Origin of the sequence: Streptomyces sp. NPDC047081 (genome assembly GCF_040643775.1) — a bacterium.
Lineage (GTDB): Bacteria > Actinomycetota > Actinomycetes > Streptomycetales > Streptomycetaceae > Streptomyces.
The window spans coordinates 1-20,243 of the sequence record NZ_JBEYUY010000012.1 but is presented as its reverse complement, the minus strand read 5'-3'; the positions used below and the strand labels follow the sequence as shown (position 1 = coordinate 20,243).

Sequence of the window (20,243 nt, the reverse complement as noted above, 5' to 3'; positions counted from 1 at the left end):
TCCTTCTTACTTCTTGGACGGGGACTTGGGGCGCTGCGGGCCCTTGCGCTGCCCGGACTGGGCCTTGCTGCGGGTGCCGCTGCCCGGCTGCTGAGCGGGCTTCTTGGCAGCGGAGGCAGGCTTGGCGTCCTCGGGCTCGTCGGACTTGCTCAGCGAGGTGGTCTCACCGGCCGGCTTGGTGCCGCCGGTCTGCCGCTGGGACTTGGTCTGACGCTTGGGCTGCTGGCGCTTGGGGGCGGCGGGCGTACCGGTCGTCGGCGTGCCGTCCTCGGTCTGGGTGGCCACGGCCGCGTCGCTCTGCACCACGCTGCCGTCGGTCTGGGCCGCGAGGCCCGCCTTGCTCAGACCGTTGATGAACTTGCGCTCGAACTCGTTGCGATCGCGGCCCTTGGCGACGATCGCCTTGATGATGGTGCGCTCGCTGCGCTTGCGGGCCTTGCCGTGGTTCGTGACGTGCTTGGTCAGGCGCTCCAGGTAGGCGGCCTGGGCCTTGGAACCCGGGGTCGGGTTGTTGTGGATGACGTACATCTGCTGGCCCATGGTCCACACGTTGGTGGTCAGCCAGTAGACAAGGACACCGACCGGGAAGTTGATGCCGAAGACGGCGAACATGACCGGGAAGACGTACATCAGCATCTTCTGCTGCTGCATGAACGGCGTCTTGACCGTGGTGTCGACGTTCTTCGTCATCAGCTGGCGCTGCGTGTAGAACTGCGACGCCGACATCAGGACGATCATGATCGCGGTGACGACACGGACGTCGGTCAGCGTGGCGCCGAGCTGGGCGACCTTGTCGGAGCTGTCCGTGAACTTCGCCGCGAGCGGCGCGCCGAAGATGTGCGCCTGACGGGCGCTGGCCAGCAGCGAGTCGTTGATGACACCGATCGTCTTGCCGGTCGCGATGCCGTTGAGCACGTGGTACAGGGCGAAGAAGAACGGCGACTGCGCCAGGATGGGAAGGCACGAGGAGAGCGGGTTGGTGCCCGTCTCCTTGTACAGCTTCATCATCTCTTCGGACTGGCGCTGTTTGTCGTTCTTGTAGCGCTCCTGGATCTTCTTCATCTCCGGCTGGAGCGTCTGCATCGCGCGCGTCGACTTGATCTGCTTCACGAAGAGCGGGATCAGGCAGATGCGGATCAAGATCACCAGGGACACGATGGACAGGCCCCAGGCCCACCCGGTGTCGGGGCCGAAGATGGCCCCGTACATCTTGTGGAACTGGACGATGACCCAGGAGACGGGTGTCGTGATGAAGCTGAAGAGGCTGGCAATCGTGTCCACTAATCATGCTCCTTGGGCATGGGACGAGGTCTCTGCGGCCGGGCTCGAAGGAGGATTCTCTTCCGTGCTCGAAACAGGATTCTCTTCGGGGGCCGGTTCGGCGGCGGAGGACCCGCCCTTGCGTGCACGCCACGCGTCACGCAGCATTTCGTGCCACCGCGGGCGCTTGCGCGGCGGGACATGGTCCACACCGCCCAGCGACCACGGATTGCACCGCAGGATGCGCCAGGCGGTGAGCGCCGTGCCCTTGATCGCGCCGTGCCGGTCGATGGCCGTGTAGCCGTAGTGGGAACACGACGGGTAGTACTTGCACACGGGCCCGAGCAGCGGACTGATCGTCCACTGGTACAGCTTGATCAGAGCCAGCAGCGGGTACTTCATCGTGCGCCCCCTCCCAGCAGCCGCTCGATGGCGGCATCCAGGTCTTGGGCCAGTTGTCCATGGTCGGCGTCGCCCGCACCGGGCAGCGCTCGTACGACTACCAGGCTACCGGGGGGCAACAGGGCGACCCGGTCCCGCATCAGATGACGCAGTCTGCGCTTCACCTTGTTGCGTACGACGGCTCCGCCCACTGCTTTGCTCACGACGAAACCCGCACGCGTCGGGGGAGCGCTCTCCCCAGGCGCGTGCGGGTCCGTGGCACCGCTACGTAGATGGACGACGAGGGACGGGCGGCCGGCCCGGCGCCCTCGTCGTACCGCGGTCGCGAAGTCCTCGCGCCGCCTCAGCCGGTTCTCGGTGGGCAGCACGACGGCATGACCTGACCGGAATCAGGCGGACAGGCTGGCGCGACCCTTGGCACGACGGTTCGCGAGAATCGCGCGGCCGGCGCGGGTACGCATCCGCAGGCGGAAGCCGTGGGTCTTCGCGCGACGACGGTTGTTCGGCTGGAAGGTGCGCTTGCTCACTCGGGGGCTCCAGAAATCAAATCGTTGGTTGCGGGTGCCGTCCTGGCTGTCACCGTGCGCCCACGAGTAGCTCTCGTTACGCCCGAGTGCACCGCTTCCCGATCACCTGACGCGATCTGTGCCCATCGGAGGCAGGCGGCAGCAGCCATCGACAACTCGACCTGGTTACGGTACGCGGGGCTACGCCATCCGGTCAAACCAGCGGTCACTGAGAGACACTATCCACAGGCTGGGGACAACAACTTGAACCGCACCCGTCGCCCTGACTACCGTGGCTGAACTCCGATTCGTTCCCTTGAACCCTTGTTCATGGCTCCACCCCACTCGAATCCCGACCCGTCCCACCATCACACGTTCGTGGGACCCGTGAGAGAGCGTGCCCTGTGGCTGACGTACCTGCCGATCTTGCCGCAGTGTGGCCACGAGTACTGGAACAACTCCTCGGCGAGGGCCGCGGTCAGGGCGTGGAGACCAAGGACGAGCACTGGATCCGGCGCTGCCAGCCGCTCGCGCTGGTCGCCGACACCGCGCTGCTCGCCGTACCGAACGAGTTTGCGAAGGGTGTGCTCGAAGGCCGGCTCGCGCCGATCGTCAGCGAGACCCTGAGCCGCGAGTGCGGCCGCCCGATCCGCATCGCGATCACCGTCGACGACTCCGCCGGCGAGCCCCCCGCACCCCCGGCCCCGCCGATCCGCCCCCAGCCGCGCTACGAGGAGCCCGAGCTCCCCTCCGGCCAGTACGACGAGCAGAGCCGGTACGAGAGCCAGCGCCAGGATCCGTACGAAAACCCGCGCCAGGACCAGTACGACAGCCAGGGACAGGGCCAGTACGAGGGTTACGGCCGCCACCGCGCCGACGACCAGCGCCCCACCCGCGGCGAGCAGCTCCCCGGCGGCCCCGGCGACCAGCTGCCGCCCCCGCGCGCGGACCAGCTCCCGACCGCGCGCCCCGCATACCCCTCCGAGTACCAGCGCCCCGAGCCCGGCTCCTGGCCGCGGCCGTCGCAGGACGAGTACAGCTGGCAGCAGCAGCGCCTCGGCTTCCCCGAGCGCGACCCCTACGCCTCGCCCTCGCAGGACTCGTACTCCCCGCCGTCCCAGGACTACCGTCCGCAGTCGATGGAGCGCCCGCCGTACGACGGCCCGCGCCGCGACTACGACCAGCGGTCGGACTACGACCAGGGCCGCTCCGACTACGAGCCGCGCGACGCCCGCCGGGAGCTGCCCGAGCCCTCGGCCGGCTCCGGGCACGTGCACCGCGGCGGCCCCGTCGGCTCCAGCCTGCCGACCACCGGCGCCCCCGGCCCACTGGCCGCGAAGCCCGCGCCGGCGTCCGGCCCCGGTGAGCCCACCGCGCGACTGAACCCGAAGTACCTCTTCGACACGTTCGTCATCGGCGCCTCCAACCGCTTCGCGCACGCGGCCGCGGTCGCCGTCGCCGAGGCTCCCGCGAAGGCCTACAACCCCCTCTTCATCTATGGGGAGTCGGGGCTGGGCAAAACGCACCTCCTACACGCGATCGGGCACTACGCGCGGAGTCTGTATCCCGGCACGCGCGTGCGCTACGTGAGCTCGGAGGAGTTCACCAACGAGTTCATCAACTCCATCCGCGACGGCAAGGGCGACAGCTTCCGCAAGCGGTACCGCGAGATGGACATCCTGCTGGTCGACGACATCCAGTTCCTCGCGGACAAGGAGTCGACGCAGGAGGAGTTCTTCCACACCTTCAACACGCTCCACAACGCCAACAAGCAGATCGTGCTCTCCAGCGACCGGCCGCCCAAGCAGCTGGTGACACTGGAGGACCGGCTGCGGAACCGTTTCGAGTGGGGTCTGATCACCGACGTCCAGCCGCCCGAGCTGGAGACGCGTATCGCGATCCTCCGTAAGAAGGCGGTGCAGGAGCAGCTCAACGCCCCGCCGGAGGTACTGGAGTTCATCGCCTCCCGCATCTCGCGCAACATCCGCGAACTGGAGGGCGCGCTGATCCGCGTGACGGCGTTCGCGTCGCTCAACCGCCAGCCGGTGGACCTGGGCCTGACCGAGATCGTCCTCAAGGACCTCATCCCCGGCGGCGAGGACTCGGCCCCCGAGATCACCTCGACCGCCATCATGAGCGCCACGGCCGACTACTTCGGCCTGACCGTCGAGGACCTCTGCGGCACCTCTCGCGGCCGCGCCCTCGTCACGGCCCGCCAGATCGCCATGTACCTCTGCCGCGAGCTGACGGACCTCTCCCTGCCGAAGATCGGCGCACTGTTCGGCGGCCGCGACCACACCACCGTCATGCACGCGGACCGCAAGATCCGCAATCTGATGGCCGAGCGACGCTCCATCTACAACCAGGTGACCGAGCTGACGAACCGCATCAAGAACGGCTGACAGAAGCAGAGTTACGGCGTCCAGGGCGCCCTGGGGACGAGGTCCCGGGGCGCCCTTCGTCATGTCGCAGGTAACGCCGTCGTAGCCGCGTGTTCGATTCGTTGCCGAGTTACGGCCTCTCTCCACAGATTCGGCAACTTTCTGCCGTCCACATCCTGGGGACCGCGAAGTTGTCCAGACCGCGGTCCACAGGCAGCCTGCCGAAAGACGATCACCGCAGGTCACCTGGTTGTGGATTCGTGGACGAACGATCTCCACAGACTGTGGACAAAGCAGAGATCCACAGGCTGTGCATCGAGTTGTCCACCGACAACCCACAGGCTGGGGCCTGTTGTCCCCAGCGATCCCCACCTTCTCCACATGGCTGTCCACTGTTCGGCAACGCGACGCGCCTCCTCACCGGGTCGAGTGAAAGGCGTCACACGAAGATGCCGACTTGGGCTGTGGGAAAGGTGGGTAAAGCTGGGGACGGCGCTGGGGAGAAGTCGCCTCAGGCTGTGCACGGGGTGTGCAGAACTTTCCGTTCTCCACAGACCCCCTGAGTTGTCCACCGGTGTCGCCCACAGGGCCCGTGGACAAAATCTCCGGTCTGACCTGCGCAAACGGGGTTATCCACGGTTTCCACAGCCCCTACTACTACTCCCAACTAGAGAGAGCTGGGAATCCGTTTCGAAGGGGGTCCTGTGCACAACTCGCCGTCCGGCTCCCGGCTGCCCCTCGTCACGACTTGACCCCGAGAGGCACCTACTGTCAGTGCCGTGCGTCAGACTGTTCCCCGGTGTCCTTCCCATCACAGGGGCCGACGACACCGAGACAGACGACGAAGCCAGGCAGGCCGTAGAAGCGCCGGCAACAGCAGGAGGCGGCAACAGTGAAGATCCGGGTGGAACGCGACGTACTCGCGGAGGCAGTGGCCTGGGCGGCGCGCAGCCTCCCGGCCCGTCCGCCGGCGCCTGTCCTCGCCGGCCTTCTGCTGAAGGCCGAGGACGGGGCTCTCAGCCTCTCCAGCTTCGACTACGAGGTGTCCGCGCGCGTCAGCGTCGAGGCGGAGGTCGAGGAGGAGGGCACGGTCCTCGTCTCGGGCCGCCTGCTCGCCGACATCTGCCGCGCCCTGCCCAACCGCCCGGTGGAGATTTCCACAGACGGTGTACGGGCGACCGTGGTCTGCGGCTCCTCGCGGTTCACACTCCACACCCTCCCTGTGGAGGAGTACCCGGCGCTGCCGCAGATGCCGACGGCGACCGGCACCGTCCCCGGTGAGGTCTTCGCCTCCGCGGCCGCCCAGGTGGCCATCGCCGCGGGCCGTGACGACACGCTCCCCGTGCTGACCGGTGTACGCATCGAGATCGAGGGCGACACCGTCACGCTGGCCTCCACCGACCGCTACCGCTTCGCGGTCCGCGAGTTCCTGTGGAAGCCGGAGAACCCGGAGGCGTCCGCGGTCGCGCTGGTGCCGGCGAAGACGCTCCTGGACACCGCCAAGGCGCTGACCAGCGGTGACAGCGTCATCCTGGCGCTCTCCGGCTCGGGCGCGGGCGAGGGTCTGATCGGCTTCGAGGGCGCGGGCCGTCGCACGACGACCCGCCTGCTCGAGGGCGACCTGCCGAAGTACCGCTCGCTGTTCCCGACGGAGTTCAACTCCGTGGCCGTGATCGAGACCGCCCCCTTCGTGGAGGCCGTCAAGCGTGTGGCCCTGGTCGCCGAGCGCAACACCCCGGTGCGGCTGAGCTTCGAGCAGGGCGTGCTGATCCTGGAGGCCGGTTCCAGCGACGACGCACAGGCTGTGGAGCGGGTCGACGCGCAGCTGGAGGGCGACGACGTGTCGATCGCCTTCAACCCGACCTTCCTGCTGGACGGCCTGAGCGCCATCGACTCCCCCGTCGCCCAGCTGTCCTTCACGACGTCCACCAAGCCCGCGCTGCTCAGCGGCAAGCCGGCCCTGGACGCCGAGGCGGACGAGGCCTACAAGTACCTGATCATGCCCGTGCGGCTGAGCGGCTGAGGCCAAGCCCCAGGTGAGGGCATACGTTTGAGCGCGTATGCCCACAGGTGTGCGTGAGCGTCCGGGTTTAGGCTCGGACGTGGGTACGAACAGTGCCCCACACGCCACACAGCAACCTAAGGAACAACTGATGGAGCTCGGTCTCGTCGGCCTCGGCAAGATGGGCGGCAACATGCGCGAGCGGATCCGCCGCGCAGGCCACACCGTCGTCGGATACGACCGCAACCCGGACCTCGCCGATGTCCACAGCCTCAAAGAGCTTGTGGAGAACCTTGAGGCGCCGCGGGTGGTCTGGATCATGGTCCCGGCCGGTGCGCCCACCCAGTCGACCGTCGACGAACTCGCCGAGCTCCTGGAGCCGGGCGACATCGTCGTGGACGGTGGCAACTCCCGCTGGACGGACGACGAGAAGCACGCCGAGGAGCTCGCGGCCAAGGGCATCGGCTTCGTCGACTGCGGTGTCTCCGGCGGCGTCTGGGGCCTGGAGAACGGCTACGCGCTGATGTACGGCGGCGACGCGGAGAACGTCGCCAAGGTGCGGCCGGTCTTCGACGCCCTCAAGCCCGAGGGGACGTTCGGCGCGGTGCACGCCGGCAAGGTCGGCGCGGGCCACTTCGCGAAGATGGTCCACAACGGCATCGAGTACGCGATGATGCAGGCCTACGCCGAGGGCTGGGAGCTCCTGGAGAAGGTCGACTCCGTGACCGACGTCCGGGAGGTGTTCCGCTCCTGGCAGGAGGGGACCGTCATCCGCTCCTGGCTGCTGGACCTCGCGGTGAACGCCCTCGACGAGGACGAGCACCTCGACCGGCTGAAGGGTTTCGCACAGGACTCCGGCGAGGGCCGCTGGACTGTGGAAGCCGCCATCGACAACGCCGTGCCGCTCCCGGCGATCACGGCCTCCCTCTTCGCGCGGTTCGCGTCGCGCCAGGAGGACTCTCCGCAGATGAAGATGATCGCGGCGCTGCGCAACCAGTTCGGCGGCCACGCGGTCGAGACGAAGTAATCCACAGGGCTGCCCAGAACAGCCCACGACTTGGGGGAGGTCGGCGACCGACCATGCACGTCACGCATCTGTCGCTGGCCGACTTCCGCTCGTACGCCCGGGTCGAGGTCCCGCTCGACCCGGGCGTCACCGCCTTCGTCGGCCCGAACGGCCAGGGCAAGACCAACCTGGTCGAGGCCATCGGCTATCTCGCCACCCTCGGCAGTCACCGCGTCGCCTCCGACGCCCCCCTGGTCCGCATGGGCGCCGACCGAGCGATCATCCGGGCGCAGGTCCGACAGGGCGAGCGGCAGCAGCTGGTCGAGCTGGAGCTGAACCCCGGCAAGTCCAACCGTGCCCGCATCAACAGGTCCTCGCAGGTCAGACCCCGTGACGTGCTGGGCATCGTACGGACCGTGCTGTTCGCGCCCGAGGATCTCGCGCTGGTGAAGGGTGATCCCGGTGAGCGGCGGCGCTTCCTCGACGAGCTGATCACCGCGCGCTCCCCGCGCATGGCCGGTGTGCGCTCCGACTACGAGCGCGTCCTCAAGCAGCGCAACACCCTGCTGAAGTCGGCGGCGCTCGCCAGGAGGCACGGCGGCCGGAGGGGGGCACCTCCCGCGCGAGCGGATTCGAGCGTGGGGGCGGACCTGTCCACACTCGACGTATGGGATCAGCATCTGGCGCGCGTCGGCGCCGAGTTGCTCGCCCAGCGGCTCGACCTGATCGCCGCGATCCAGCCGCTCGCCGACAAGGCGTACGAGCAACTCGCCCCCGGCGGCGGGCCGATCGCCCTCGACTACAAGCCGTCCGCGCCCGGTGAGGCGCACACGCGCGAGGACCTGTACGAGCAGCTGATGGCGGCGCTCGCGGAGGCGCGCAAGCAGGAGATCGAGCGGGGGGTGACGCTCGTGGGCCCTCATCGGGACGATCTGCTTCTCAAACTCGGTCAGTTGCCGGCCAAGGGGTACGCCTCGCACGGCGAGTCCTGGTCGTACGCGCTGGCGCTGCGGCTGGCCTCCTACGACCTGCTGCGGGCCGAGGGCAACGAGCCGGTGCTGGTGCTCGACGACGTCTTCGCCGAGCTGGACACGCGTCGGCGCGAGCGGCTGGCGGAGCTGGTCGCGCCTGGCGAGCAGGTGCTGGTGACGGCCGCGGTCGACGATGACGTACCGCACGTACTGACGGGGACGCGGTACGCCGTGTCCGGGGGGACGGTGGAGCGCGTATGAGCAACGAACCGGGCCCCGGGAAGAGTTCCGGGAAGGACACCCCCGAGCCGTCCGGAGTCGACCTCGCGCGCGTGGCGCTCAGGGCGGCGAAGGAGGCGGCACGCGCGCGTGGGGACGCGGCGCAGCAGAAGAAGCAGGCGCGGCGCGGGGGCCTGCGCTCCGGCGCGGGCGCCGACGGGCGCGACCCCATGGCCTTCGGCGCCGCGATCAACCGGCTGATCACCGAGCGCGGCTGGGAGACCCCGGCGGCGGTCGGCGGGGTGATGGGCCGTTGGCCGCAGATCGTCGGCGAGGACGTGGCCAAGCACTGCGAGCCGGAGAAGTACGACGAGGACGAGCGGGTGCTCGTGGTGCGCTGCGACTCCACGGCCTGGGCGACGAATCTGCGGCTGCTCGCGCCGACGCTCGTCGCGCGCCTCAACGAGGACCTGGGGCACGGCGCGGTCCGGATGATCAAGGTGCACGGCCCCGCCGGCCCCGCCCGTCGCTACGGTCCCCTGCGCGCCCCGGGCAGCACCGGACCCGGCGATACGTACGGGTGACAGACCTCACATCTGCAGGCCGTCGGCGGTCTTGGGACACCGTCGGCGGCCTTTGCTGCGCGCGACCGCACGCGGTTGCGAATCGTCACCTGACTCCCAAGTAGCCAAGGGTTGACAGCCCGAAGCGCTGAGTGCCTCCGTGAGCCTCTTGGAGCCCCGTTCCGCATATGGGGAGTCGGACGAGACCGGTTGAGGGCGCCACATGCGGACTCAGGTACCGGCAAACCCCCATCACTGTCGGCGCTACCGGTAGACTGGAAGCCAATCCCGCCCCACTCGTGGGGACCGCCCGGGACAAGCTGAGCAACGCTGATCAAGGCTTACCAACGCAACATGCCGCAGCCGCTCCGGCAACCCGCCGAGGAGCCAGGCTCGTGCTGTGCCAGAAAGGGCGCTTCGTGGCCGATTCCGGCAACCCCAACGAGAACATCCCGTCCACCGACGCCGGCGAGAGCGACGCGGTGACCTCGTCGAACGGTGAGGTCACCGCCTCGTACGACGCCAGCGCCATCACCGTCCTCGAAGGCTTGGACGCGGTCCGCAAGCGCCCCGGTATGTACATCGGCTCGACCGGTGAGCGAGGGCTCCACCACCTCGTGTACGAGGTCGTCGACAACTCGGTCGACGAGGCACTGGCCGGCCACGCGGACACCATCGACGTGACGATCCTGGCCGACGGCGGCGTGCGCGTCGTCGACAACGGCCGTGGCATCCCCGTCGGCATCGTCGCGTCCGAGGGCAAGCCGGCCCTGGAGGTCGTGCTGACCGTGCTGCACGCGGGCGGCAAGTTCGGCGGTGGCGGCTACGCGGTCTCCGGCGGTCTGCACGGCGTGGGCGTGTCCGTCGTCAACGCGCTGTCGTCGAAGGTCGCCGTCGAGGTGAAGACCGACGGCCACCGGTGGACGCAGGACTACAAGATGGGCGTCCCGACGGCGCCGCTCGCCCAGCACGAGGCCACGGACGAGACCGGCACCTCGGTCACCTTCTGGGCCGACGCCGACATCTTCGAGACCACGGAGTACTCCTTCGAGACGCTGTCGCGGCGTTTCCAGGAGATGGCGTTCCTCAACAAGGGTTTGACGATCAAACTCACTGACGAGCGCGAGTCGGCGAAGGCCACGTCCGGTGCGGACGAGGCCGGCGCGGACGAGAAGGCCGAGGTCAAGCACGTCACGTACCACTACGAGGGCGGCATCGTCGACTTCGTGAAGTACCTCAACTCCCGCAAGGGAGACGTGGTGCACTCCACCGTGATCGACCTGGAGGCCGAGGACAAGGACAAGAGCCTGTCCCTCGAGGTCGCCATGCAGTGGAACAGCGGCTACAGCGAGGGTGTCTACTCGTTCGCCAACATCATCCACACGCACGAGGGCGGCACGCACGAGGAGGGCTTCCGTGCGGCGCTCACCTCGCTGATCAACAAGTACGCGCGCGACAAGAAGCTGATCCGCGAGAAGGACGACAACCTCACGGGTGACGACATCCGCGAGGGTCTGACGGCGATCATCTCGGTGAAGCTGAGCGAGCCGCAGTTCGAGGGCCAGACCAAGACCAAGCTGGGCAACACGGAGGCCAAGACCTTCGTCCAGAAGGCGGTCTACGAGCACCTGAACGACTGGCTGGACCGCAACCCGAACGAGGCGGCGGACATCGTCCGCAAGGGCATCCAGGCGGCCACCGCGCGCGTGGCGGCCCGCAAGGCGCGCGACCTGACGCGCCGTAAGGGCCTGCTGGAGTCGGCGTCGCTGCCGGGCAAGCTCTCCGACTGCCAGTCGAACGACCCCACCAAGTGCGAGATCTTCATCGTCGAGGGTGACTCCGCCGGCGGCTCGGCCAAGTCCGGCCGCAACCCGCAGTACCAGGCGATCCTCCCGATCCGCGGCAAGATCCTCAACGTCGAGAAGGCCAGGATCGACAAGATCCTGCAGAACCAGGAGATCCAGGCGCTGATCTCCGCCTTCGGCACCGGCGTGCACGAGGACTTCGACATCGAGAAGCTCCGCTATCACAAGATCATCCTGATGGCGGACGCCGATGTCGACGGCCAGCACATCAACACCCTGCTGCTGACCTTCCTGTTCCGCTTCATGCGGCCGCTGGTCGAGGCCGGGCACGTGTTCCTGTCGCGTCCCCCGCTCTACAAGATCAAGTGGGGCCGGGACGACACCGAGTACGCGTACTCGGACCGCGAGCGCGACGCGCTCCTGGAGCTGGGCCGCCAGCGCGGCAAGCGCGTGCGCGAGGACTCGATCCAGCGCTTCAAGGGTCTCGGCGAGATGAACGCCGAGGAGCTGCGCGTCACGACCATGGACCAGGAGCACCGCGTCCTCGGTCAGGTCACCCTGGACGACGCCGCCCAGGCCGACGACCTGTTCTCGGTGCTGATGGGCGAGGACGTCGAGGCCCGGCGCCAGTTCATCCAGCGCAACGCCAAGGACGTCCGCTTCCTCGACATCTGAGTCGGTCTCAGCTGACCGCACCAGGAAGGATCTTCACCAGCAATGGCCGACGAGAACACTCCTGTCACCCCTGAAGAGGGCGGCGACGTCGTCATGCGGATCGAGCCCGTCGGGCTCGAGACCGAGATGCAGCGCTCGTACCTCGACTACGCGATGTCCGTCATCGTGGCCCGCGCGCTGCCCGACGTCCGGGACGGCCTCAAGCCTGTCCACCGCCGGGTCCTGTACGCGATGTACGACGGCGGTTACCGCCCCGAGCGCGGCTTCTACAAGTGCGCCCGCGTGGTCGGCGACGTCATGGGCAACTACCACCCCCACGGCGACTCCTCCATCTACGACGCCCTGGTCCGCCTCGCCCAGCCCTGGTCGATGCGCATGCCGCTCGTCGACTCCAACGGCAACTTCGGCTCTCCGGGCAACGACCCGGCGGCGGCCATGCGCTACACCGAGTGCAAGATGGCGCCGCTGTCGATGGAGATGGTCCGGGACATCGACGAGGAGACCGTCGACTTCACGGACAACTACGACGGCCGCTCCCAGGAGCCGACCGTCCTGCCGGCCCGCTTCCCGAACCTGCTGATCAACGGCTCGGCCGGCATCGCGGTCGGCATGGCGACCAACATCCCGCCGCACAACCTCCGCGAGGTCGCGGCCGGCGCCCTGTGGTACCTGGACAACCCGGAGGCCTCGCACGAGGAGCTCCTGGACGCGCTGATCGAGCGCATCAAGGGCCCCGACTTCCCGACCGGCGCGCTGGTCGTGGGCCGCAAGGGCATCGAGGAGGCCTACCGCACCGGCCGCGGCTCGATCACCATGCGCGCGGTCGTCGAGGTCGAGGAGATCCAGAACCGCCAGTGCCTGGTGGTCACGGAGCTGCCGTACCAGGTCAACCCGGACAACCTCGCGCAGAAGATCGCCGACCTGGTGAAGGACGGCAAGGTCGGCGGCATCGCGGACGTCCGCGACGAGACGTCGTCCCGTACCGGCCAGCGCCTCGTGATCGTGCTGAAGCGGGACGCGGTCGCCAAGGTCGTCCTGAACAACCTCTACAAGCACACGGACCTGCAGACCAACTTCGGCGCCAACATGCTGGCCCTGGTCGACGGCGTCCCGCGCACGCTCTCGCTGGACGCGTTCATCCGCCACTGGGTGACGCACCAGATCGAGGTCATCGTCCGCCGTACGCGCTTCCGGCTGCGCAAGGCGGAGGAGCGGGCGCACATCCTGCGCGGACTGCTCAAGGCGCTGGACGCGATCGACGAGGTCATCGCGCTGATCCGGGCCAGCGACACGGTCGAGATCGCGCGCACGGGCCTGATGGACCTCCTGGAGATCGACGAGATCCAGGCGAACGCCATCCTCGAGATGCAGCTGCGGCGCCTCGCGGCCCTGGAGCGGCAGAAGATCGTCCAGGAGCACGACGAACTCCAGGCGAAGATCAACGAGTACAACGAGATCCTGGCCTCCCCGGTCCGCCAGCGCGGCATCGTCAGCGAGGAACTCACCGCGATCGTCGAGAAGTACGGCGACGACCGCAAGACGATGCTGGTCCCCTTCGACGGCGACATGTCCATCGAGGACCTCATCGCCGAGGAGGACATCGTCGTCACGATCTCGCGCGGCGGTTACGTCAAGCGGACGAAGACGGACGACTACCGCTCGCAGAAGCGCGGCGGCAAGGGCGTACGCGGCACGAAGCTCAAGGAAGACGACATCGTCGACCACTTCTTCGTCTCCACCACGCACCACTGGCTGCTGTTCTTCACCAACAAGGGCCGGGTGTACCGGGCGAAGGCGTACGAGCTTCCGGACGCCGGCCGGGACGCGCGCGGCCAGCACGTCGCCAACCTGCTGGCCTTCCAGCCGGACGAGGCGATCGCCGAGATCCTCGCCATCCGCGACTACGAGGCGGCGCCGTACCTGGTGCTGGCGACCAAGGGCGGTCTGGTCAAGAAGACGCCTCTGAAGGATTACGATTCGCCCAGGTCCGGCGGTGTCATCGCGATCAACCTCCGTGAGACGGAGGACGGTTCGGACGACGAACTGATCGGAGCCGAGCTGGTTTCGGCCGACGACGATCTGCTTCTGATCAGCAAGAAGGCACAGTCGATCAGGTTCACCGCCACGGACGAGGCACTTCGCCCCATGGGCCGTGCCACCTCCGGTGTCAAGGGCATGAGTTTCCGCGAGGGCGATGAACTTCTGTCGATGAATGTTGTTCGACCCGGTACGTTCGTGTTCACTGCCACAGACGGCGGGTACGCGAAGCGGACCGTCGTCGACGAGTACCGCGTCCAGGGTCGCGGCGGCCTCGGCATCAAGGCCGCCAAGATCGTGGAGGACCGCGGTTCGCTCGTCGGCGCGCTGGTGGTCGAGGAGAGCGACGAGATCCTCGCCATCACGCTGTCGGGCGGTGTGATTCGTACGCGAGTCAACGAGGTCAGGGAGACGGGCCGTGACACCATGGGCGTCCAACTGATCAACCTGGGCAAGCGCGATGCCGTCGTCGGTATCGCACGTAACGCCGAGGCGGGGCGCGAGGCGGAGGAGGTCGACGGCGATGTGGCCGAAGACGAGACCGCCGAGGGTGCCGCGACCACCGGCACGGACGAGGGTGAGTCGCCCTCGGCCGAGTAGCACGAGGAGTGAGTCATCGTGAGCGGAGCCACGGGCGCCGGATCGGCCGGTACCTCCACCGGGTCCTCCCCGGGTACGGAGACGGACGGCGGCGGCCGTGGCTCCGCCGCGCGTGCGGCCGACCCGCACACGACCCAACTTCGCAAGGTCGAGGCGGACCCGACCAGTCCGTCCTCGTCCGACAAGCAGGGATCCGGCAAGCAGGGATCCAGGCAGGGATCACAGGGGGGAACTGTGACGGACACCCGAGGGCCGCAGACCCAGCAGGCGGCTCCGGCCGCCGCGGGCGCGCCGCCCCAGCAGCCGCCGGCGCCGCCCGCGCCGCCTCAGCAGCAGACGGCTTCCCCGCTGCCCGGTGAGCGGCAGCCGCAGCAGCAGGCCGCGGGGCCGTACCACCCGCCGCAGGCCTACCCGAGCCAGGCGGCGGCTGCCGCGCCGCAGACCGGGGCGGTCCGCCGGCCGCGTACCGGCGCGCGCACCACGCCCCGGATCCGCAAGGCGCGGCTGCGGGTGGCCAAGGCCGACCCGTGGTCGGTGATGAAGGTCAGCTTCCTGCTCTCCATCGCGCTGGGCATCTGCACGATCGTCGCCTCCGCCGTGCTGTGGATGGTCATGGACGCGATGGGCGTCTTCTCCTCGGTCGGCGGCACGATCTCCGAGGCGACCGGCTCGAACGAGTCCAACGGCTTCGACCTGCAGGCCTTCCTGTCCCTCCCGCACGTCCTGATGTTCACGTCGGTCATCGCGGTCATCGACGTCGTCCTCGCGACGGCGCTCGCGACGCTCGGCGCGTTCATCTACAACCTCTCCGCCGGCTTCGTCGGCGGCATCGAGCTGACGCTCGCCGAGGACGAGTGACGGGCGGATGACGGGCGAGTGACGGACGTCGCTGATCAGCTCCGGATTACCGATTTTGGGACTGCCTGGGCCATGCGCTAATCTTCAGGAGTCAGCGCGCGGGACACACACCGCAGAGCGCGGCGGGGCTATAGCTCAGTTGGTTAGAGCGCATCCCTGATAAGGATGAGGCCACAGGTTCAAATCCTGTTAGCCCCACCAGACACAAAGACCTCCGGTCCACTCGGACCGGGGGTCTTTTGCATGGGTAGTTGGTGCTGGGTGAGCGGGTACGAAAAGACCCGACCGCTGGCGACGGGGGATGCACCAGCGGTCGGGCTATGGCCAAGGGTAACAAGGTCGGTTGCGCGGTGGGAGCCAACTGTTCGGGGCGGTCCGAGAGTTGTGATCCGGATCACCGGGTTCCGCGGTCAGTCGCCTTCGCACGGGGGGTCGTACGAGAGTCTGGGCAGGTATTCGTGCCATTTGTCCGGCGTCAGGACGCCCCGCGTGGTTGAGCAGATGCGGGTGATGGCCGTGTCGACGTCGAGGTTCCACAGACGGACCGTGTCGGAGCCGCTGGAGACGCCGAGGAGGTTGCTCGTGGGGCTGAAGGCGAGGAAGTGGCCGGTCCTGGCGTTCGGGCTCATCGACTGGCCGATGGGGGCCGCGTCCGAGGGGTCGGCGACGTTCCACAGGCGGACCGTGTTGTCGTTGCCGCCGCTGGCCAGGGTGCGGCCGTCCCTGCCGAAGGTCAGCGAGACGACCGCCTCGGAGTGGCCGGTGAGGGGTGGGCCCAGGGACCTCGCCTTCGCGGGGTCGGAGGTGTCCCACAGCCGTACGGTGTCGTCGTCGCTGCCGCTGGCCAGGGTGTGGCCGTCCGGTGTGAAGGCCAGGGCGTTGACCGGGCCCTGGTGGCCCGTGAGGGGCTTGCCGAGCAGTGCTGGGCGGGATGCGTCGCGCACGTCCCACAGGCGGATGGCGCCCTCCTCGCTGCCCGCGGCGAGGGCGTGGCCGTCCGGGGTGAAGGCGAGGGAGTCGATGAAGCCGCCCGGGCCGGTGAGGGGCTTGCCGAGCGGCCTGGCGTGCGCCGGGTCGCTGACGTTCCAGAGCTGGATCGTGCGGTCCTCGTAGGCGGTCGCGAGGATGCGGCCGTCGGGGCTGTAGGCGATCGCCTCCGGGCCCATGAAACGGGTCTTGAGGATGATGTCCGGTCCGGCGGGGACCGGGTGGGCCGGGTCGGTGACGTTCCACAGGGTCACCGAGCGCTGGCCGGTCAGGACGGCGAGGGTGCGGCCGTCGGGGGAGAACGCCGGGGACGGGTCGCCGTTGCCCGCGGCCATGAACGGCTTGCCCAGCAGCGCCGGCCGGGCGGCGTCGCGCACGTCCCACAGCCGCAGGCGTCCGTCGCTCGCGGCCGTGGCCAGCACCTTGCCGTCCGGGCGGAACACACCGCGGCCGCCGATCATGTCCGAGGTCGGCAGCGACCACAGACGGACCTTGCTGTCGCCGCTGCCGGTCACGAGGGTCTTGCCGTCGGGGCTGAAGCCGAGGGCGTACATCTCGCCGCTGCCGCCCGCGAGCGGCTCGCCGATCTGGGAGGGGAAGGCGGGATCGCGGACGTTCCACAGGCTGGCCGTGCTGTCGGCGCTGCCGGCCGCGAGCACGTTCCCGTCCGGGCTGAAGGCCACCGACCAGACCAGGCCGGTGTGCCCGGTCAGCGGGGAGCCGATGGCCTGCGCGCGGGCGGGGTCGGCCACGTTCCACAGCCGTACCGTGTCGTCGGCGCTGCCGCTGGCCAGCGTCTTTCCGTCCGGGCTGAAGGCCACCGAGTGGACCGTGGAGGTGTGGCCGGTCAGGGTCGGGCCGGTGCGCTCGGGCCTGCTCGGGTCGGCGATGTTCCACAGCATCACCGTGTTGTCGTCGCCGCCCGCGGCGATGGTCCTGCCGTTCGGGCTGAAGGCGATGGAGCGCACGGCGGCGGTGTGGCCGGTCAAGGTGGACAGCGAGGTCGGGTGGGTGCGGTCCCGCATGTCCCACAGGCGGACGGTGTGGTCCTCGTTTGCGGTGGCCAGGGTGTGGCCGTCCGGGGCGAAGGCGATGAGGTAGATCGTGCCGTCGTGGCCGGTCAGCGGGGCGCCCAGGGACCTGGGGTGGCTCGGGTCGCTGACGTCCCACAGCCGTACCGTGCCGTCGTCCGAGGCGCTGGCGAGGGTCTTCCCGTCGGGGCTGAAGATCGCGCTGCTGACCCAGCTGGTGTGCCCGGTCAGCGGCTTGCCGAGCGCCTTCGGACGGGTGCGGTCACGCACGTCCCACAGGCGTACGGTCCGGTCGGCGCTGGCGGTGGCCAGGAGGCGGCCGTTCGGGCTGAACGTGGTCAGGTACACGGCGCCCTTGTGGCCGGAGAGCGGTGTGGCCAGCGGGGCGTTGACGATCGAGAGCAGCCGGTTGTTCGTACCGGCGTCCCCCGAGCGCAGCCGGTGGGCGACCAGGTCCAGCTGGGCGGACAGCGACGGGTCTGTGTACTGCACCCGGTCCGCCTCCGCGAGCACCTGTTCGAACACGGCGTCGTCGCGCTGCTGCCACGCCACCACCGCGGCCCCGCCGGCGAGCACGGCCAGCGCCACCAGGGCCGCCACCGCGCTCCGGCCGATCCAGACCATACGGCGGCGCAGCCGGACCGAGGCCGCCAGGAACTCCACCGCGCTGCGGGTCAGGAAGGTGTCACCGGCCGACTTCGCCCAGGAGTGGGCCTGTTCCAGCCGGGAGCCGCGGTAGAGCAGCGAGGAGTCGCGCCCCGAGCTCTCCCAGGCGTGCCCGTCCTCCTCAAGGCGCTGGCGCAGCAGGTGGTCGCCGCGGTCCTCGTCGATCCAGTCGCGCAGCCGCGGCCAGGCGTGCAGCAGCGCCTCGTGGGTGATCTCGACGGTCTCCGCGTCCAGTGTCACAAGGCGGGCCCGGACCAGCGCCTCCAGGGACTCCTCCGTCTTGCCCGGGTCGGCCGACTCCTGGGCCAGCTGGCGCCGGGTGCCGCGCCGGCGCGTGGCCTGCGTGTCCTCGCCGAGCCGCACCAGCCGCAGCAACAGCAGCCGCGCGGCCGCCCGCGCCGCCGGGTCGAGGCCGGACCAGGCGCGCTCGGCGGTCGCCGCCACCGCGCCCTGGATGCCGCCCGCCGCGCGGTAACCGGCCAGCGTCAGCCGGACCCCCTTGCGCCGCTGCCAGGTGGCGAGCAGGGCGTGCGACAGCAGCGGCAGCGCGCCGGCGTCATGCGCCCCGCGCGGCCCGTCGGCGCTCACCTCGCGCACGATCAGCTCGGCGAGCCCCGGCTCCAGCTCAAGGCCGACGGCCTTGGCGGGACCGGTCACCGCCTCGCGCAGCTCCGCCGTGGTCAGCGGGCCGAGCACCATGTGCCGGTGCTGCAGCGCGTCGGCCAGCTCGGGATGGGCCAGGCACTGCTCGTAGAAGTCGGCGCGGATGCCCAGCACGACCAGCACCGGAGCGAGGGCGCCAGGGCCGGCGGGCGAGCACGCGGCGTGCAGCGCCTGGACGAACGTACGCCTGCCGCCCTCATCGGCGCAGAGGGTGAAGGCCTCCTCGAACTGGTCCACGATCAGCACCGGCCGCGCGGCGTCGACACCGTCCCGCTGCGCCCACGCGGTGACGGCGTTCCGGACGGCCTGCGCGAACTCCGGGTCGTCCGGCTCGGCGAGGACCGGGGCGAGCTCGGGTATACGTCCGGTCAGCTCCGCGAGCGGATCGGCGCCCGGCACGAACTGCAGCACCTCGGCCGGCGGGCCTTCCCCGCCACTCAGGGCGCCCTCACGCAGCGCGGTCACCAGACCGGCGTTCAGCAGCGAGGACTTTCCGGCTCCGGAGGCGCCAACGAGCATGACCAGGCCGCCGGTCTTCTCCGCCGCGCGCAACTGCGCGACGAGGGCGTCCGTGCTCCGCTCCCGGCCGAAGAACCAGCGGGCGTCCTCCTGCCGGTAGGAGGCAAGGCCCCGGTACGGGCACAGGCCGGCCACCGCCGGGCTCTCGGCCGGCGGGATCTCCTCGGCCACCTTGGGGTCGCCGACCGGGTCGGCCACGGCGCGCTCCCACAGCCGCTGCCAGTGCCCCAGGTCGTACAGGCCCGCGGACACCGCCACGGGCCGCGCGCGCCGGGCCTGCGGGATGAGGATGTGCAGCACCGCGGCGAGCGCGGTGAACTGCGCGGGCACGTTCTTCGCCCGGCGCCAGTCGCTGATCCGCTGCGCGGACACCCGTACGGGCCGCCCTCGCTCGTCCACCCGCTGCAGCTGTACGACCGCTTCGGCCACGCGCGTGAGGGGAGGGTTGCCGGCCTCCCTGTACAGCAACGCGAGGCGCTCCGCGAAGGCCGTGCGTGCCCCTGAGTCGGAACTCAAGGCCTCCACCCCTTACTTCCCCCACGTTGGAACATCCGGACCGGAAAACTCACTTTATACGGCTGACCTGCGGGTTAAGGGGCCGGGAGGCGACCGGAATCTCCTCCGCCGGGGCCTGAGCTGGCAGGATCCCGACCCAGTAGCGAACCCATCACGCTTCGTCCATGCAGGCCATCGGCTCAGCGCTCGGGGAGACAGCTCATGACGCCGAACGTTCTCGGTCAGCTTCAGTACGGGGCACGGGACGGCGGCGACGGTCTCATCGCCTGAGCCGGCAGGTCCGTGGGGAAGGATCCCGCCGGGATCACTTCCACGCCGAACCACGGATCCGGCCCTCCTCCCTCCACGCCCGCCGCGGCACGGAGGGAGGCTGCCGCAGCGTTCGGCACCGGTCCCCACGAGGGGAGGGACCGGAGCCGAACGACGCGGCCTCAGCTTCGCGCCCTACACCCACCCCGCCTCACGAGCGGCGGCCACCGCGTGCGATGGTGTACTTCCGCCCGGTCTCGTCGTCGGTCAGCTCGGCCTCGCCCTCGACGCAGACGACGGCCTCGATGTGGTTCGCGTACCACATCG

General features: G+C 69.4%; 13 protein-coding genes, 1 tRNA gene and 1 pseudogene. 9 read left to right on the top strand and 6 right to left on the bottom strand.

Going from position 1 to position 20,243, the window contains the following annotated elements:
• Positions 1–6: 6 nt before the first annotated feature.
• Genes yidC through rpmH form a run of 4 tightly spaced genes read right to left on the bottom strand, consistent with a single transcriptional unit; the run spans position 7 to position 2,189 of the window.
• Positions 7–1,281: a membrane protein insertase YidC gene (gene yidC / locus ABZ848_RS23415; RefSeq protein WP_360834762.1), complete on the bottom strand. Its 1,275-nt coding sequence runs from the start codon at positions 1,279–1,281 to the stop codon at positions 7–9.
• A gap of 3 nt (positions 1,282–1,284) precedes the next feature.
• Positions 1,285–1,662, bottom strand: a complete 378-nt coding sequence (yidD, locus tag ABZ848_RS23410) for a membrane protein insertion efficiency factor YidD (RefSeq protein WP_242768408.1) — start codon at positions 1,660–1,662, stop codon at positions 1,285–1,287.
• A complete protein-coding gene (gene rnpA / locus ABZ848_RS23405) occupies positions 1,659–2,030 on the bottom strand; it encodes a ribonuclease P protein component (protein ID WP_242768410.1) in 372 nt (123 codons plus the stop codon). The genes yidD and rnpA overlap by 4 nt, the downstream gene beginning before the upstream one ends.
• Positions 2,031–2,051: 21 nt before the next feature.
• Complete coding sequence (gene rpmH, locus ABZ848_RS23400; RefSeq protein ID WP_015659252.1) at positions 2,052–2,189, bottom strand: 50S ribosomal protein L34; 138 nt, start codon at positions 2,187–2,189, stop codon at positions 2,052–2,054.
• A 383-nt stretch (positions 2,190–2,572) separates the two neighbouring features.
• Between rpmH and dnaA the strand changes: the two genes are divergently transcribed.
• The 9 genes from dnaA (at position 2,573) to ABZ848_RS23355 (ending at position 15,486) form a co-directional block, all read left to right on the top strand.
• Positions 2,573–4,570: a chromosomal replication initiator protein DnaA gene (dnaA, locus tag ABZ848_RS23395; protein ID WP_360834759.1), complete on the top strand. Its 1,998-nt coding sequence runs from the start codon at positions 2,573–2,575 to the stop codon at positions 4,568–4,570.
• An 871-nt stretch (positions 4,571–5,441) separates the two neighbouring features.
• Entirely contained in the window at positions 5,442–6,572 is a 1,131-nt protein-coding gene (dnaN, locus tag ABZ848_RS23390; protein ID WP_360834757.1) for a DNA polymerase III subunit beta, read from the top strand.
• Positions 6,573–6,702: 130 nt separating this feature from the next.
• Positions 6,703–7,578, top strand: a complete 876-nt coding sequence (gene gnd / locus ABZ848_RS23385; RefSeq protein WP_360834755.1) for a phosphogluconate dehydrogenase (NAD(+)-dependent, decarboxylating) — start codon at positions 6,703–6,705, stop codon at positions 7,576–7,578.
• 53 nt (positions 7,579–7,631) lie between these two features.
• A complete protein-coding gene (gene recF / locus ABZ848_RS23380) occupies positions 7,632–8,789 on the top strand; it encodes a DNA replication/repair protein RecF (protein WP_360834753.1) in 1,158 nt (385 codons plus the stop codon).
• Positions 8,786–9,331, top strand: coding sequence for a DciA family protein (locus tag ABZ848_RS23375; RefSeq protein ID WP_360834751.1), 546 nt, complete (start codon positions 8,786–8,788; stop codon positions 9,329–9,331). The genes recF and ABZ848_RS23375 overlap by 4 nt, the downstream gene beginning before the upstream one ends.
• A 398-nt stretch (positions 9,332–9,729) precedes the next feature.
• Positions 9,730–11,790: a DNA topoisomerase (ATP-hydrolyzing) subunit B gene (gene gyrB, locus ABZ848_RS23370; protein ID WP_360835192.1), complete on the top strand. Its 2,061-nt coding sequence runs from the start codon at positions 9,730–9,732 to the stop codon at positions 11,788–11,790.
• A 42-nt stretch (positions 11,791–11,832) separates the two neighbouring features.
• Positions 11,833–14,427: a DNA gyrase subunit A gene (gene gyrA, locus ABZ848_RS23365; RefSeq protein WP_360834749.1), complete on the top strand. Its 2,595-nt coding sequence runs from the start codon at positions 11,833–11,835 to the stop codon at positions 14,425–14,427.
• Positions 14,428–14,445: 18 nt separating this feature from the next.
• The gene (locus ABZ848_RS23360; RefSeq protein ID WP_360834747.1) at positions 14,446–15,285 is read left to right on the top strand and encodes a DUF3566 domain-containing protein; all 840 of its coding nucleotides are present in this window, start codon (positions 14,446–14,448) and stop codon (positions 15,283–15,285) included.
• Between the two features lie 124 nt (positions 15,286–15,409).
• Positions 15,410–15,486 (top strand) — tRNA-Ile (locus ABZ848_RS23355).
• Positions 15,487–15,695: 209 nt separating this feature from the next.
• On the opposite strand, the gene ABZ848_RS23350 is transcribed toward ABZ848_RS23355, so the two are convergent.
• On the bottom strand, positions 15,696–19,676 hold the full coding sequence (locus ABZ848_RS23350; protein ID WP_360834745.1) for a hypothetical protein: 3,981 nt from the start codon (positions 19,674–19,676) through the stop codon (positions 15,696–15,698).
• Between the two features lie 475 nt (positions 19,677–20,151).
• Positions 20,152–20,243 (bottom strand): annotated as a pseudogene (locus tag ABZ848_RS23345) (ectoine synthase); the annotation flags it as partial.